11 protein-coding genes are annotated in these 15776 nt (G+C 67.7%); 9 read left to right on the top strand and 2 right to left on the bottom strand.

The genetic code is table 11. The annotated features are described in order from the left end of the window. Positions 1 to 4: 4 nt before the first annotated feature. Both greA and AC5P66_RS14050 read left to right on the top strand, forming a co-directional pair. On the top strand, positions 5 to 469 hold the full coding sequence (gene greA / locus AC5P66_RS14055; RefSeq protein WP_181453298.1) for a transcription elongation factor GreA: 465 nt from the start codon (positions 5 to 7) through the stop codon (positions 467 to 469). A 4-nt stretch (positions 470 to 473) separates the two neighbouring features. Next, positions 474 to 1391 carry a phosphoglycerate mutase gene (locus tag AC5P66_RS14050; RefSeq protein WP_099495855.1) on the top strand — a complete coding sequence of 306 codons (918 nt, stop codon included), beginning with the start codon at positions 474 to 476 and terminating at the stop codon, positions 1389 to 1391. A 112-nt stretch (positions 1392 to 1503) separates the two neighbouring features. Here the strand turns inward: AC5P66_RS14050 and AC5P66_RS14045 are convergent, their stop codons facing one another. Further along, positions 1504 to 2544, bottom strand: a complete 1041-nt coding sequence (locus AC5P66_RS14045; RefSeq protein WP_495216435.1) for a DUF1176 domain-containing protein — start codon at positions 2542 to 2544, stop codon at positions 1504 to 1506. Between the two features lie 158 nt (positions 2545 to 2702). Here AC5P66_RS14045 and recJ point away from each other — a divergent pair, with 158 nt between their 5' ends. Together recJ and AC5P66_RS14035 are read left to right on the top strand one after the other, a co-directional pair. Further along, complete coding sequence (gene recJ / locus AC5P66_RS14040) at positions 2703 to 4460, top strand: single-stranded-DNA-specific exonuclease RecJ (RefSeq protein ID WP_495216434.1); 1758 nt, start codon at positions 2703 to 2705, stop codon at positions 4458 to 4460. A 142-nt stretch (positions 4461 to 4602) separates the two neighbouring features. Next, positions 4603 to 7515, top strand: coding sequence for a DUF2135 domain-containing protein (locus AC5P66_RS14035; protein ID WP_495216433.1), 2913 nt, complete (start codon positions 4603 to 4605; stop codon positions 7513 to 7515). A gap of 102 nt (positions 7516 to 7617) precedes the next feature. Here the strand turns inward: AC5P66_RS14035 and AC5P66_RS14030 are convergent, their stop codons facing one another. Next, a complete protein-coding gene (locus AC5P66_RS14030) occupies positions 7618 to 8817 on the bottom strand; it encodes an acyltransferase family protein (protein ID WP_495216432.1) in 1200 nt (399 codons plus the stop codon). Between the two features lie 175 nt (positions 8818 to 8992). On the opposite strand from AC5P66_RS14030, the gene AC5P66_RS14025 reads away from it, so the two are divergent. The 5 genes from AC5P66_RS14025 (at position 8993) to AC5P66_RS14005 (ending at position 15693) form a co-directional block, all read left to right on the top strand. Further along, positions 8993 to 9853, top strand: coding sequence for a LytTR family DNA-binding domain-containing protein (locus AC5P66_RS14025; protein WP_495216431.1), 861 nt, complete (start codon positions 8993 to 8995; stop codon positions 9851 to 9853). A gap of 69 nt (positions 9854 to 9922) precedes the next feature. Continuing rightward, positions 9923 to 11048 (top strand): peptide chain release factor 2 gene (gene prfB, locus AC5P66_RS14020; protein ID WP_099479803.1). Its coding sequence is split into 2 segments (ribosomal slippage): positions 9923 to 9997 and positions 9999 to 11048, totalling 1125 coding nucleotides; the frame shifts between segments, so codons are not numbered across the junction. A 152-nt stretch (positions 11049 to 11200) separates the two neighbouring features. Continuing rightward, positions 11201 to 11983 (top strand): helix-turn-helix transcriptional regulator, encoded by a 783-nt coding sequence (locus AC5P66_RS14015; protein ID WP_019661470.1) that lies wholly within the window; start codon positions 11201 to 11203, stop codon positions 11981 to 11983. 621 nt (positions 11984 to 12604) lie between these two features. Continuing rightward, on the top strand, positions 12605 to 13990 hold the full coding sequence (locus AC5P66_RS14010; protein WP_049441118.1) for an NAD-dependent succinate-semialdehyde dehydrogenase: 1386 nt from the start codon (positions 12605 to 12607) through the stop codon (positions 13988 to 13990). Positions 13991 to 14052: 62 nt separating this feature from the next. Further along, complete coding sequence (locus AC5P66_RS14005; RefSeq protein ID WP_049441120.1) at positions 14053 to 15693, top strand: acetolactate synthase large subunit; 1641 nt, start codon at positions 14053 to 14055, stop codon at positions 15691 to 15693. The last annotated feature ends 83 nt before the right edge of the window (positions 15694 to 15776 follow it).

Raw genomic sequence — 15776 nt, 5'->3', positions numbered from 1 at the left:
CCCCATCACCATGAAGGGCGCGCAGAAGCTGCGCGACGAACTGGATCACCTGAAGTCGGTCAAGCGCCCGAAGGTGATCGCCGCGATCGCCGAAGCGCGCGAGCATGGCGACCTGAAGGAGAACGCCGAGTACCACGCCGCGCGCGAGGAACAGGGCTTCATCGAGGGCCGCATCAAGCAGCTGGAAGGCGAGCTGTCGCATGCCGAGATCATCGACGTGAGCAAGCTCAATGCCGGCTCCAAGGTGGTGTTCGGCGCCAGCGTGACCCTGGCCGACGTGGAAACCGACGAAGAGAAGAAGTACCAGATCGTCGGTGACCTGGAGGCGGACATCAAGCAGGGCCTGATCGCGATTTCCTCGCCGGTGGCGCGCGCGATGATCGGCAAGCTGGAAGGCGATTCGATCGTGATCGACGCCCCGGCCGGCCAGCGCGAGTACGAGATCGTCAGCGTCAGCTACGTGGACTGACCACGTGGCGACGGCGACCCTGCTGTTGCCTGCACGCAGCCGCTTTGCCGCGGCTGCGCTGCCGGACGATGTGGCACGTGCGCTCGGCCGTGCCACCACGGTGCAGGTCGCGCCAGGCGAACGCGCGCAGCTGGCACGCCATTTCTCGGTTGCCGCGCCGCACTGGCCGGTGGCCGCGCTGACCCGCCAGCGCGACGTCGGCGATGCCGCCGGCGCCAGCTGGCTGCGTGCCGATCCGGCCTGCATGGTGCCGGACATGCATGGCGCGCGGATGATGGCCTACGGCGAAACACTGCGGCCGACGCTGGCCGACAGCCTGGCCCTGCTGCCGGTGCTGCAGCCCTTGTTTGCCGATGCCGGGTTCGTGCTTGACGCACCGGACCCGTCGCGCTGGTACCTGCGGCTTCCAATCGACCTGGTGCTGCCGGACTTCAATAGTCCGGACGAGGTGCTGGGCGATGACCTGTTCTCGCATCTGCCGGAGGGCGAGGGCGGCCGTCGCTGGCGGGCGCTGATGACCGAAGCGCAGGTACTGCTGCACAACCATTCCTGGAACCAGCAGCGCGCCGCTCAGGGACAGCAGCCGATCAATTCGCTGTGGTTCTGGGGCGGCGGCGTGATGCCGGTGTCGGTCAGCACCCCACACGCGCAGGTGCGCAGCCGCGACGCGCTGTTGCAGGGCCTGGCCCTGGCGGCTGGCGTAGCCGTGGATGGCGAGCAGGCGGTGGATGCACTGGTCGATCTGCGCCAGCTGCGTTCCCTGCAGCAGCTCGGCAACGATGCGATCCGTCCGCTGCTGGCTGCGCTGAAGCGTGGTGAGCTGCAGCGGCTGGTGCTGGATTTCGAGGACGGCCTGCAGTTCCAGCTGGACCGCGGCCAGCGCTGGCAGTTCTGGAAGAAGCCGCGCCAGCTTCACGATTGATCGGGGTCGACCGATCGGGGTCGGATCCGTTTTCCATCGGAAAACGGCTCTGACCCCCAGGGTTTGTCGGGGTTGCCGACCAGCGGCCGGCACTACCGCAGGTAGCGGCGCCTCAACGGACCTCGCTGACCACCGTCGGCAGTGTCCAGTGCCCGCCGAGCATATTGCGACACTGGCCCGTCGTGAAATCGCTGCTCTTCACGAAGCGCTCCCCGTCCCACACCCAGTCATTGGCGGAGATGCAATCGCCGACACCGCGGCCTCGGGAGCGGCCTCGCAGCGTAGCGTCATCGCGGTCAAAATCTTCGGCCAGGTTGGTGACAAAGGTCGCCTGGTACGGCGATTTGTCTCGCACCACCCAGTAGGCGTTGCTCATGTTGTAGGCACCCACGAAGCAGCGGGTGCTTGCCAGCACATGCTGGGCGTCCAGCCGCTGGATCTCGATCTCATCTTCCTCGCCATCGCTCAGGCGACCGCACTCATCCGGCTTCGGCAGACTGGCAATCAGCGCCTTGCGCAGGCCCGGTGCCTTCGCCAGCGCCGCGTCCGAGGCGCGCGGTGCCACCAGCGTGCCGCGCATGATCACCGGCACCGGCAAGGGCGCAGGCACGTTCGCTTCGGGCTTGTCGCCACGCCGCACCAGCGCCCCGGGCGTGCCCAGCCGGCCCTGTGCCTCGTCCATCTTCAGCAGTACGGCCGCTGCACCGCTGTCGGAGATCGGCCACGCCTTGCCCTTGCCGTCGATGATCTCGATGCGTGCCTGGCGCGGCAGTGCGGCGACCAGTGCATCGGTCTGTGCCTGCTGCAACAACACTTTGTCCCCGTCGCCCGTGTCGCGCACCGGGCCCAGGTCCTTGCCGTTCAGGCGCAGGCGCAGCGCCCCGGCCGGCGTCGCGCTTTCGCCATCCTCGCCATTGCGCAGCCGCGCGAGCACCTTCGTACCCGGGCCGCCCGCGCGTTCCAGCATCAGGCTGAGCAGATTGCCGGGTTGTTCCGGACTGTAGCCGGCGGCGCGACAGGTGCGGGTGTTGTCACAGGCCAGCGACCAGTCGTTGTGTTCGAATTCGACCCCGGGCCTGGGCTCAGGCGTGGCGGAGTGGGCGGCCGGGGCCACGGTGAGTGCCATCAGCGCGGTCAGCAGGGTGCGGGTCATGGATGGAAGTCCGTTCCAGGGCAGGCAAGCGTGGAAGATGCGGTCGTGAAATCCAAATGCTGCTGGCCGGAGAGCCAAGGTGCCTCGTCAGCAGCGGCAGCCGACCGGGGGAGCGGTGCACGTTATGATGTGCGGGTCTTTCGTAACCGGCGATGCCGATGTCCCTTGCCGCCGATGCTGCGCAGCCCGCCTCTGATACGCCAACGATCCGCCGCCGCGATGCGGTAATAGCCGGCAATTGGCCGGACGGCACGCTGCCGTTGCTGGCGCGGCTCTATGCCAGCCGTGGCGCAGCTACACCGGAGTTGGCGCAGCCGAAGCTGGGCAATCTGCACGCGCCTGAGCTGCTGACCGGCATCGATGATGCGGTGGGTCTGCTGATCGAGGCCATCGCCAACGACAAGCGCATCCTGGTGGTCGGCGATTTCGATTGCGATGGCGCCACCGCCTGTGCGGTCGGCGTGCGTGGCCTGCGCATGCTCGGCGCGCAACACGTCTTCCACGCGGTGCCGAACCGCATGGTGCATGGCTATGGCCTGTCACCGTCGCTGGTGGAAGAGCTGGCCACGCTGCAGCCAGACCTGCTGGTCACGGTCGACCACGGTATTGCCTGCCATGCCGGTGTCACCGCGGCCAAGGCGCGCGGCTGGAAGGTGCTGGTCACCGACCACCATCTGCCGGGGCCGCAGCTGCCGCCGGCCGATGTCATCGTCGATCCCAATCTCGACGGTGATGCCTTCCCCAGCAAGTCGCTGGCCGGCGTCGGCGTGATCTTCTACGTGCTGATGGCGCTGCGCCGGCAGATGCGCGAGGCCGGCGTCTTCGCCGATGGGAAGGGGCCGGACCTGACCACGCTGCTGGACCTGGTGGCGGTCGGCACCGTCGCCGACCTGGTGGCGCTGGATCCGAACAACCGCGCACTGGTCAGCGCGGGCCTGCGCCGCCTGCGCGCGGGGCAGGGCTGTGTCGGCCTGCGTGCGCTGATCGAAGCCAGCGGCCGTGATGCCGCGCGCCTCACAGCCACCGACATCGGCTTCGCGCTCGGCCCGCGCCTGAATGCCGCGGGCCGGCTGGAAGACATGGCGCTGGGCATCGCGCTGCTGCTGACCGAAGACCCGCGCCAGGCACGCGAGATCGCGCAGACGCTGGAGCAGATCAATTCGGAACGGCGCGCCGTGCAGCAGTCGATGACCGATGACGCCGAGCAGGCGTTGACCCGGGTGGTGCTGGACATGGCCGGTCAGCGACCGGTGGCGGCCTGCCTGTTCGATGCTGACTGGCATCCGGGCGTGGTCGGCCTGGTCGCGTCGAAGATGAAGGATCGCCTGCATCGCCCGGTGATCGCCTTCGCTCCGGCCGAACCCGGCGCCGACACCCTGCGAGGCTCGGCGCGCTCCATTCCCGGCCTGCACATCCGTGACGCCCTGGCGCTGGTCGATGCGCGCCATCCGGGCCTGGTCGAACGTTTCGGTGGCCACGCCATGGCGGCCGGGCTCAGCCTTCGGCGTGACCACGTCGATGACTTCAAGGCCGCCTTCGTCGCGGTGGTGCTGGAAATGCTCGATCCGGCGGCACTGCAGCAGCAGGTGCTCAGCGACGGCGAACTGGCCGCGGACGAGCTGGACCATCGCCACGCCGATGCGTTGCGCCTGGCCGGGCCGTGGGGCCAGGGTTTCCCCGAGCCACTGTTCGATGGCCACTTCGAAGTGGCCAACTGGCGCGTGCTGAAGGAGCGTCACCTGAAGCTGGAACTGCGCCTGCCGGGCGTGCCCGGCACGATCAACGCGATCCACTTCGGCGGCTGGCACGGCAACGCGCCATCACGTCACGTCCACCTGGCCTATCGTCTCGCCTGCGACGACTATCGCGGCGGCAGCGCCATCCAGCTGATCGTGGAGCACTGCCTGAGCGCATAGAAAAAGGGGACGGAGGGGATTAAGCCGCTTTTGCCTCGTTTGCCAGTTGCGACTTAATCCCCTCCGTCCCCTTTTTGGGTTTCCCAACCCCGTTACGGCTGCTGGTGCGTTCAAAGGTCCACGATCCCACTGGAGTCCGGTCATGGTCTTCGCCCGTTGCTGCACTGTGTTGTTGCTGGCCCTTGTGGCCTGGCCCGTTGGCGCACAGTCGCCGACGATCTCCCGGCCGCAGGCCGCCACGCCGCTGCTGATCGCGCCGGCGGCTGAGCAGCCGGTTCAATTACGACACGCCCGCATCGAAGGCGAGGTCCAGGCCGGCATCGCCCAGACCCGGATCACCCTGGAATTCCACAACCCCAACCGGCGCGTGCTGGAGGGTGAGCTGCAGTTCCCGCTGGCTGATGGCCAGCAGATCACCGGCTTCGCGCTGGATATCAACGGCGAGATGCGTGACGCGGTGCCTGTGCCCAAGGACCGCGGCCGCCAGGTGTTCGAGGAGATCGCCCGCCGCGGCGTCGACCCGGGCCTGCTGGAACAGACCGCCGGCAACCAGTTCCGGTTGCGCATCTACCCGCTGCCGGCCGGCGGTAGCCGGCGCGTGCAGCTGGTGATTCGCGAGCCGTTGGCCTTCGCCGGCCAAGGCTGGCAGTGGACGCTGCCACTGCAGTTTGCCGCCGCTGCAGCCACGGTTGAACTGAAACTGCAGGCCCCCGACGCGACCGCTGCGGGTACGGCGCCGTTCCGCATCAGCGCGGGCCAGCTGCAGTGGCAAGGCAAGGGCGCGCAGCTGCCGAAGCAACTGCAGTGGAGCCTGCCGGCAGCCCGCCAGGCACAGGTGCAGGTGGCGCCCTGGCAGGACGGCCATTACCTGCTGGCGCAGCTGCCGGTGGCGGCCAGCAGCACGCCGCGCACGTTGCCCAGGGAGATCGGCCTGCTGTGGGACGGCTCCGGTTCGGCGGGCCAGCGCGATCGCACGCGCGAGTTCGCACTGCTGGACCGTTACTTCGCAGCGCTGGGTGACGGCACCGTGGCGTTGACCGTGCTGCGCGACCGCGCCGAGCCGGTACGCCGGTTCCGCATCCGCGCCGGCAACTGGAGTGAACTGCGCGCAGCCCTGCAGGCCGTGCGCCCGGACGGTGCCAGCGCGCTGGCACAGTGGCAGCCGCAGCCGGGCGTGAAGGAATACCTGCTGGTCAGCGATGGCCTGCTGACCTATGGGCCGGAACAGCTGCCGGCGATGGCGCCGGATCAGCGCCTGTTTGCGGTCAGCAGTGCCGGTGCGCGCACTGATGTCGTGCGGCTGCGTGGTTGGAGTGAGGCGCATGGCGGCCGCTTCGTTGCGCTGGGCAAGGATGTCGATTCGGCGGCGCGCGCGCTGCTGTCGTCGCCGCTGGATGTGCAGGTCGATGCGGGGCGCGGCGTGCAGGACGTGGTGATCGATCGTCGCAGTGAAGCCCAGGGCTGGCTGTGGCTGCATGCACGACTGGCGGCCGACGGTGTGCCGATGCGGGTGCGCGTGGGTGGCGGCGAATGGCAGGCGCTGCCCGCCACGCAGAAGAGCGACGACGGAGAGCTGCTGTCCGGCCTGTGGGCGCAGGCGCGCCTGCAGCAGCTGGCCGCCGACCGCCGTGGCAACCGCGAGGCGATGCAGCGCCTGTCCCAGCAGTTTGGCGTGGTGGGGCCGGATACCTCGCTGATCGTGCTGGAGACGCTGGAGGACTACCTGCGCTATGCGATCCGTCCGTCCGGCAGGCTGCGCGCCGAGTACGACGCCAGGTTTGCAGTGCAGGTAAGGGATCGCGCCGCTGCTGATCGCCAGCGCCTGGATGAAGTGGCCGCCCGCTGGAAGGAGCGCCAGCAGTGGTGGAGCCGTAGCTGGCCGAAGGATGCGCCGCCGCAGGCCAAGGAAATGGTGCTGGAGGTTGCATCCGCAGACTCTGCAGCCGAATCCGCCCCCGTGGCGATGCTGGCAGCCCCTGCGCCCGCGGCACCGCCCGCGCCTGCACCGATGGCCGCAGCGGCAGAACAGCGCATGCAGGCCAGCAGCGCACGCGCGCGTCGTCCGGCGCCCGCGTCGGAGAACGCACTGGATGCGATTGTGGTCACCGGCGGCACGGTCGATGCCGAGCTGGCCGCCAACGACGGCCAGCTCGGCATCCAGCTGGCGGCCTGGCAGCCGGACTCGGCCATCGCCCGGCGCCTGCGCCAGGGGCCGCCGTCGCAGCTCTATGGCCGCTATCTGGCCGAGCGCGATGCCCATGCCGACAGCAGCGCGTTCTTCCTCGATGTTGCCGACCTGCTGCTGGAGCAGGGCCAGCGCGAGCTGGCACTGCGCGTGTTGTCGAATCTGGCAGAGATGGATCTGGACAACCGCCACCTGCTGCGCGTGCTCGGTTACCGGCTGATGCAGGCCGACGCGCCCGCACTGGCGGTGCCGGTATTCGAGCAGGTGCTGGCGATGGGCCAGGAAGAACCGCAGAGCTTCCGCGACCTGGGCCTGGCGCTGGCAGCGGCAGGCAAGCCACAGCAGGCGCTGGCGCCGCTGTACCAGGTGGTGGTGCGGCCGTGGGACAGCCGCTTCGATGGCATCGCCCTGATTGCACTGGATGAGCTGACCAACCTGGTGGCCGGCAGCACGCCCCGGCTGGATACCACCGGCATCGACCCGCGCCTGCTGCAGCCGATGCCGCTGGACCTGCGCGTGGTGCTGTCGTGGGACGCCGACAACAGCGACATGGACCTGTGGGTGACCGACCCGAACGGCGAGCGCGCGTACTACGGCAACCGGCTGACCTACCAGGGCGGGCAGATGTCGCAGGACTTCACCGGCGGCTACGGCCCCGAGCAGTTCTCGCTGCGCAACGCCAAGCCCGGCAAGTACAAGGTGGAGGCAAACTATTTCGGCAGCCGCCAGCAGCTGGTGACCGGTGCTACGACCCTGATGCTGCGCCTGACCACCCATTGGGGCACGGCCAAGCAGAAGGATCAGATGGTGACGATGCGGCTGAAGGACCGCGCGGAGACCGTGCTTGTGGGCGAGTTCGAGGTGCGTTGATCGATCCCGGACGTATGTGGAGTCAGGCCTGCTCGACCGCTTTGGTATGGAGCCGAGCCCATGCTCGGCTCATGGCAGAGGCAGCCGAGCGCGGGCTCGGCTCTACAACCGAGCAGCGTGTGCAACCGGCGACGCTGGCGGATTCGCACGCAGGCCGAACAGCGGCCGCAGCCAGCGCACGCGGCGGATCAGCAGCTCATGGATCAGCAGGCAGCTGCCGACGGTGCCACCCAGCAGCAGCGCCGGTTCCAGCCATGGGCCCAACTGAAGTGGCTTGAGCCAGAACAGCAGGGCGATGATCAGGCTCTGGTGCAGCATGTACCACGGATAGATCGCCTCGGTGCAGTACGGCAGCCAGTGGAACGGGCGGTCGAGGAAGACTTTGCCCCAGCCGAGGATGCTCAGCAGCGCGGTCCAGACGTACAGCGACTGGCTGGCCCGGCCCTGCAGGTCCCAGAACGGTTCGGGCCATTGCCGCAGCGGGGAATCGGCGGGCAGCACCTGGCCGAGGATGCGCAACCCCAGATACCAGCCAACGGCAGCCAGTGCCAGCCATAGCGTGGTGCGGCGCAGGGCGACCACGCGCTCCCAGAACACCGGCTCACGACCCAGCAGGTAGCCCGCCAGGAATACCGTTGCGTACTTCGCGTGCTGGTACCAGTCGCTGAGCAGGGCGTTGGTGGACGGGTAGATCGGCTCCAGCCAGATCACCCAGGCCAGCAGCAGGGCGGACGGAAGGCCGATCAGCAGCACAGGCGATGCTGCGCAGAGCGCCATCGCGCGGCGAACCACCGCCGTTCCCAGCAATGGCATCAACAGGGCCAAGGCCAGCGTGTAGTTCCAAAGATAGGCCAGGTACCACAGATGGTTCCAGGTGATGCCGTACTGCCAGCCGGCGAAGCTGCCTTCCGGCCACGGCCGCACCTGCCAGTAGCGCAGCAGGAAGTGGCCGAAGCCAGGCGCCACGAGGCCGTTGGCCACGCCTTCGCAGTAGGGCTGGATCGGCACGATCACGAACATGCCGAACAGCAGCGGCAGCAGCAGCCGCCAGGTGCGCAGGGCGGCGAAGCGCAGCAACCTGCCTTCCGGCCGCATCAGGGCGATGGCGATACCCGAGATCAGGAACAGCAGCGACATCCGCCAGCGGTTGACGAACAGCATCGGCCACTGCAGCCATTCGGCGGTATGCACGCTCTTGAGGTGAAAGCCCCAGTCGTCCACGTAGGCCATGGCGGTGTGGTAGAGGATCAGCAGGGCGAAGGCGAACACGCGCAGGGCGTCGATGTCGTGGCGTCGGGTCATGGTGGTGGTGTGCCGGAAGGTCGAGCCAAGGTGACGCCGCCCGGCCCGTGCAGCCACTGCCGAGGGGCCGCCGGAACCCGCGCAGTGACCAATGGCGGGGGTGGTGGGACCAATGGAGCCGCTACCCTTGGTCCCTTGAGGCAGGCTGGAGCACCGCAACGACATGGATGCAGCAATGACCCAGGGCCGACCACCGCGCTGGCGTACTTCAACCCGCCTGCTGGTATGGGCGGCGATCCTGTCGGCCTCGGCAGTGACCAATGCGCTGGTGGAAGTGATGGACGCCAGTCGCCGCGGCGCCGATCTCGGGCTGTGGGAGCCAATGGTCTGGGAGTTCAGCAGCCTCGGCCTGGTCCTGTTGACCCTGCCGCTGCTGTGGTGGGGCTGCGAGCGCTGGCCGCTGCATGCTGACACCTGGGCGCGGCGGCTGCCGCTGTATCTGTTGGCCAGTGTCGGCTGGTCGTTGCTGCATGTGGCGGGGATGATCCTGCTGCGGCATGTGGCCTACGCGTGGCTGGGCTACCGCTACCAGGACGATGCCGGTTTGTTGGAGCGTTTTGCCTACGAGTACCTGAAGGATGTGCGCACGTTCGCGATGTTCGTGGCGCTTGAGCACTTTGCCAGCTGGTTCGGCAGGCGCAGGCAGGGCGAGGCGAGCCTCCTGGCCGAGCCCGACGTCGGGCCGCCGGTGGAGCCGGTCGAGCGCCCCCAGCACTTCCTGGTGCGCAAGCTGGGCAAGGAATTCCTGGTGGCCACCGCCGACGTGGAGTACGCCCAGGCGGCGGGGAATTACGTGAACCTGCGGGTGCGCGGCCACGATTATCCGCTGCGGATCACCATGGCGGCGCTGGAGCAGCGGCTGGACCCGGGCGAGTTCCTGCGCCCGCACCGCAGCTGGCTGATCCACCGCGGCCAGCTGCGCTCGATCGAGCCGCTGGACGGTGGCGAGGCCCTGCTGCACATGGCCGACGGGGCGAAAGTGCCCTGCAGCCGGCGCCAGTTGCCGCTGCTGCGGCAGGCGCTGGGGGCAGGGTGAGGCCTCATTCCGGGCATCCCCGGCCTGCGGTATCATTACCAGTCATCTTTTGAATGCATAACCGCCGACATGATCGAACTGAATCCTGTCCGCCAGCGCATCACCGATCTGACTGATCGCGTGCTGTCGCTTCGGGGGTATCTTTGACTACGACGCCAAGAAAGAGCGTCTTGAAGAAGTAACGCGGGAGCTGGAAAGCCCCGATGTCTGGAACAACGCCGAGTACGCCCAGAACCTGGGCCGCGAGCGTTCCAGCCTGGAAAAGACCGTGGGCGGCATCGCCTCGGTGCTCGATGGCCTGAACGATGCCACCGAACTGCTGGAGCTGGCCGAGTCCGAGCAGGACGAGGAGACCGCACTGGCCGTGGTTGCCGATCTGGACAAGCACCAGGCGCACGTGGAGAAGCTGGAGTTCCAGCGCATGTTCTCCGGCGAGATGGACAATGCGGCCGCGTTCGTCGACATCCAGGCCGGTGCCGGTGGCACCGAAGCCCAGGACTGGGCCGAGATCCTGCTGCGCATGTACCTGCGCTGGTGCGAGTCGCGCGGCTGGAAGACCGAGCTGATGGAAGTCTCCGGTGGCGACGTCGCCGGCATCAAGTCCGCCACGCTGCGCGTGGAAGGCGACTATGCCTACGGCTGGCTGAAGACCGAGACCGGCGTGCACCGCCTGGTCCGCAAGTCGCCGTTCGACTCGGACAACCGCCGCCATACCAGCTTCACCTCGGTGTTCGTGTCGCCGGAGATCGATGACAACATCGACATCACCATCAACCCGGCCGACCTGCGTACCGACGTGTACCGTTCGTCCGGTGCCGGTGGCCAGCACGTCAACAAGACCGAGTCGGCGGTGCGTATCACCCACATCCCGACCAACATCGTCGTGGCCTGCCAGACCGGCCGCAGCCAGCACCAGAACCGCGACAACGCGATGAAGATGCTGGCGGCCAAGCTGTACGAGCTGGAGATCCAGAAGCGCAACGCCGAGAAGGACGCGGTGGAAGCGACCAAGTCCGACATCGGCTGGGGCAGTCAGATCCGCAACTACGTGCTCGACCAGAGCCGTATCAAGGACCTGCGTACCGGCATCGAGCGTTCGGATACGCAGAAGGTGCTGGACGGCGACCTGGACGAGTTCGTCGAGGCCAGCCTGAAGGCCGGCCTGGCCGTGGGCTCCAAGCGCGTCGATGCCTGATCGACGCGCCTGCGTGGAGATCATCACCCTCGCGCGCAACGCCGAGGGTGGCTGAACTGGTTTTTTGTAGAGCCGAGCCACGCTCGGCTGCTTTTCGCGAGCTGGCGGACGCGTCGAGCATGGCTCGACGCTACAAAGGGTAGGACGGGCCGATTATGCGCAGCGAAAGTGAACGCAAGGAACTCGGCGGCTTCCTCAAGGCCTGCCGCGCCCGTGTCGACCCCGCCACGCTCGGCCTGCCGGCCGGGCGCCGGCGTACCCCGGGCCTGAAACGCGAGGAAGTCGCGCTGGCGATCGGGGTCAGCGTCAGCTGGTACACCTGGATCGAGCAGGGCCGTGAAGTGCGCGCCTCGCCCGAGGTGCTGGAGCGGCTGGCGCAGGTGCTGCGCATGAGCGACGACGAGCGCGCCTATGCGTTTGCGCTGTCCGGCTACGGCGTGCCGCTGGAGTCACCGGACGAGAGCGTGACCGATGGCCTGCGCCAGTTGGTGGAGGCGATGCAGCCGATCCCGGCCTACGTGCGCAACACCCGCTTTGACATCCTGGCCTGGAACCCGGCCATTGCCGATCTGTTCGTGGACTACAGCCAGTTGGCGCCGCATGAGCGCAACACGCTGCGGCTGATGTTCCTGTACCCGCCATACCGCACATTGATCCTCAACTGGGAAGAAATGACCCGCGGCCTGCTGGCCGGCTTCCGCGCGGCGATGGCGCAGGCGCCGGACAAGGCGCCGTTCCTGGCGCTGGTGGAGGACATCGCCGCGCACAGCGAAGAGTTCCGCCAGTGGTGGCCGGAGCACGACGTGCGCCGGTTCGATGAAGGGGCGAAGAAGCTGAACCACCCCACGCGCGGGTTGCTGGACCTGCAGTACGTGGCGCTGGTGCCGGAGAGCCGGCATGACCTGTCCCTGGTGACCTACCTGCCGCGGAAGTAGGGGGTGTTCGGCAGGGCTGCGCCCTGCACCCGCAGAGGCCGAAGCAACGGCAACAGCAAAGGCGGGCATTCGGTGGGATGGCGGGGCGGTGTGGGTTGGCAGGACACGCCGTAAACCCGTCCATGGGGGCTCGATGGCGCCATCCATGGCGCCAACGGTCCTGCCAACCCACACCGCCCCGCCTCAGACAAATTTCGCGCGGCCGTTGGTAGGTGTCGACCTTGGTCGACACATCTGTCAGATATCGAAAGAAATTCCGGGGTCAGATCCCAAGAGTATTCCCGACAGATCGCAGAACTCTGTCGAAGGCGGGGTGGGTCCGGTTGCGGGGGCGTGAGCCGCATGGATGCGGCGACCGAGCTTACATGGATGTACTTGCAGCGTCCCCCTCAACCGGACCCGCCCCGCCAACCCACGGAATGCCAGCTTCTGCCGTTGCCGTTGCCTTGGCTTGGCTTGAAGCCTCTGCGGGTGCAGGGCGCAGCCCTGCCAAGAGCCCCATTCAGGCAGGTAAGTGCAAGTCACAGGATAAGCAGACGCCTTGTTGCCTCCGCCAATCGGGTCCACATTCCTGTGCAGAAGACGGGCCGCTGCCCGTTGCCGAGACAACAGGAGCCCTGCATGTCCGCTGCCCCCACCACCGCCATTTCCCGCGATCCGGCCACCGGCCAGCAGATCGCCAGCCATCCCTTCGCCACCGATGCCGAGCTGGAAACAATCCTCGATCGCGGCCAGGTCGGCTTTGCGGCCTGGAGCGTCAAGAGCCTCGAAGAGCGCGCAGACGTACTGCGAGCGATGGCCGCCGTACTGCGGCGTGACCGCGAGAAGCTGGCCGCGCTGGCCACTGCCGAAATGGGCAAGGTCCAGGCTGAAGCGCTGGCCGAAATCGAGAAATGTGCCGTGCTGTGCGACTGGTACGCGGACCACGGCGCGCAGTTCCTGCGCGACGAACCGACCCAGGTGCCCGACGACAAGGCTTACGTGTCCTACCTGCCGCTGGGCGTGGTGCTGGGCATCATGCCGTGGAACTTCCCGTACTGGCAGGTGATGCGTGCGGCGGTGCCGATCCTGATGGGCGGCAACGGCTTCCTGCTGAAGCCGGCCGAGAACATCGTCGGTACCGCGCAGCTGCTCGACGCGGCCTGGCGCGATGCCGGGCTGCCGGAAGGCACCTTCATCGCCGCCAACATCAGCCGCGAGGGCACCAGCCGCGCGATCGCCGATGACCGCATCGCCGCAGTGACCCTGACCGGCAGCGTGGCCGCAGGCCGCAGCATCGCGGCCCAGGCCGGGCAGGCGCTGAAGAAGGTGGTGCTGGAGTTGGGTGGCTCGGATCCGTTCATCGTGCTGGCCGACGCCGATCTGGACGCCGCCGTTGATGCGGCGGTGGCCTCGCGCTTCCAGAACACCGGGCAGGTCTGCATCGCCGGAAAGCGCATCATCGTCGAAGACGCGGTCTACGATCGTTTCGTGGCGCAGTTCTGCCAGAAGGTGCAGGCACTGACCATCGGCGATGGCCGCGACCCGGCCAACCGCATCGGGCCGATGGCACGCCAGGACCTGCTGGAACAGTTGGACGCGCAGGTGCGCGCCTCGGTCGACGCAGGCGCGCAGCTGCTTGTCGGTGGCCATCAGCTCGATCGCCCGGGCGCGTTCTATGCGCCCACCGTGCTGGCGGACGTGGAGCCGGGCATGCAGGCCTTTGATACGGAAACGTTCGGGCCGGTGGCCTCGATCAGCCGCGCCCGCGATGCCGACCATGCGGTGGAACTGGCCAACCAGAGCGAATTCGGCCTCAGCGGCAACCTCTGGACCGGCGACCGCGCCCGAGCGATGCAGCTGGCACGCCGGCTGCAGACCGGCGGCGTGTTCGTCAACGGCTTCTCCGCTTCAGACCCTCGCGTGCCGATCGGCGGCGTGAAGAAGAGCGGCTTCGGCCGCGAGCTCTCGCACTTCGGCATCCGTGAATTCGTCAACGCGCAGACAGTGTGGTTCGACAAGCATTGACGCGCGGCTCTCATTCCTCCTGCAACGATCCACCATCAGTCCAGCACAAAGGACGGCATCCGATGTCCAAGGGTTCAGATCTGCTCGTCGCCGCACTTGAGAACGAAGGCGTCGAGCGCATTTTCGGTATTCCCGGCGAAGAAAACCTCGACGTGGTCGAGTCGCTCCGCCATTCCAGCATCGAGCTGGTCATCACCCGCCACGAACAGGCAGCGGTGTTCATGGCGGCCACCTATGGCCGCCTGACCGGCAAGCCGGGCGTGTGCCTGGCCACGCTCGGTCCGGGCGCGCTCAACTTCACCACCGGCGCCGCCTATGCGCTGCTCGGTGCGTGGCCGGTGATCATGATCACTGGCCAGAAGGGCATCGTCGCCAGCAAGCAGGCGCGCTTCCAGATCGTCGACATCGTCGGCACGATGAAGCCGCTGACCAAGCAGGCGCGGCAGATCGTCTCGGCACGCACCATCCCGACCATCGTCCGCGAGGCGTTCCGTGTCGCCCAGGAAGAGCGCCCGGGCCCAGTGCTGCTGGAACTCCCCGAAGACATCGCCGCCGATGAGGTCGAAGGCGTGGCGCTGGTTCCGCCGCACGCGGTGGATCGTCCCATCGCCAGCCCGGAAGCGCTGGATCGGGCGGCAGAGACCATCCGCAACGCCCGGCGTCCGCTGCTGATGATCGCTTCGGCGGCGTCGCGGCCGCAGTCCAGCGAGGCGCTGTCGGCGTTCGTGCTGCGCGCCGGCATTCCGTTCTTCACCACGCAGATGGGCAAGGGCGCGGTCGCCGGGGGCTCGGGCCTGTACATGGGTACCGCAGCGCTCACCGAGCATGATTACGTGCACATGGCGATCGACCAGGCCGACGTGATCGTGACCATCGGCCACGAGGTCACCGAGAAGCCGCCGTTCGTGATGCGCCCGGGTGGGCCGACCGTGATCCATATCGGCTACTCGCAGGCGGCGGTGGAACAGGTGTACTTCCCGCAGGTGGAGGTGATCGGCGACATCGGCCGTTCGCTGACCCAACTGGCCGACCGCATCGAAGGCGCGGTGCCGAATGCCGCTGCGCTGCTGCCGCTGCGCGCGACCATCCTCGAGCACCTGGCCGACCGTGCCGAAGAGGCCCGGTTCACCCCGCAGCGGCTGGTGCACGACGTGCGCCAGGTGATGCCGCCGGACGGCATCGTGGCGCTGGACAACGGCATGTACAAGATCTGGTTTGCGCGCAACTACCGCACCCAGGTGGCCAACACGCTGTTGCTGGACAACGCGCTGGCGACCATGGGCGCGGGCCTGCCGTCGGCGATCATGGCCTCGATCCTGTACCCGCAACGACGAGTGCTGGCGGTGTGTGGCGACGGTGGATTCATGATGAACAGCCAGGAGCTGGAGACAGCGCGCCGGCTGGGCCTGAACCTGGTGGTGCTGATCCTCAACGACGGCGCCTACGGCATGATCCGCTGGAAGCAGGCGGTGGATGGCTTCACCGACTACGGCATGACCTTCAGCAACCCGGATTTCGTGAAGTACGCGGAGGCCTACGGCTGCAAGGGCCACGAGGTGACCGCCATCGAGCAGTTCATCCCGACCCTGCAGGCGGCCTTCAACGAGGGCGGGGTGCACCTGGTGTCGGTACCGGTCGATTACTCGGAGAACCAGCGGGTGCTGGTGGACGAGCTGCGGCAGGCGTTCCCCGGCAACGGGTAGACATCCAGAGTCCAGGTGAGGGCCCGGGCGGGGTCAGATCCCTTTGCGCAGCAGAGGGATCTGACCCCTCTCCCGGCTGGGGC

Source organism: Stenotrophomonas sp. YJH_SMC_122 (genome assembly GCF_059369535.1).
Note: the sequence above shows the minus strand (reverse complement) of the source record. Positions and strands in the feature narration are given on the sequence as shown.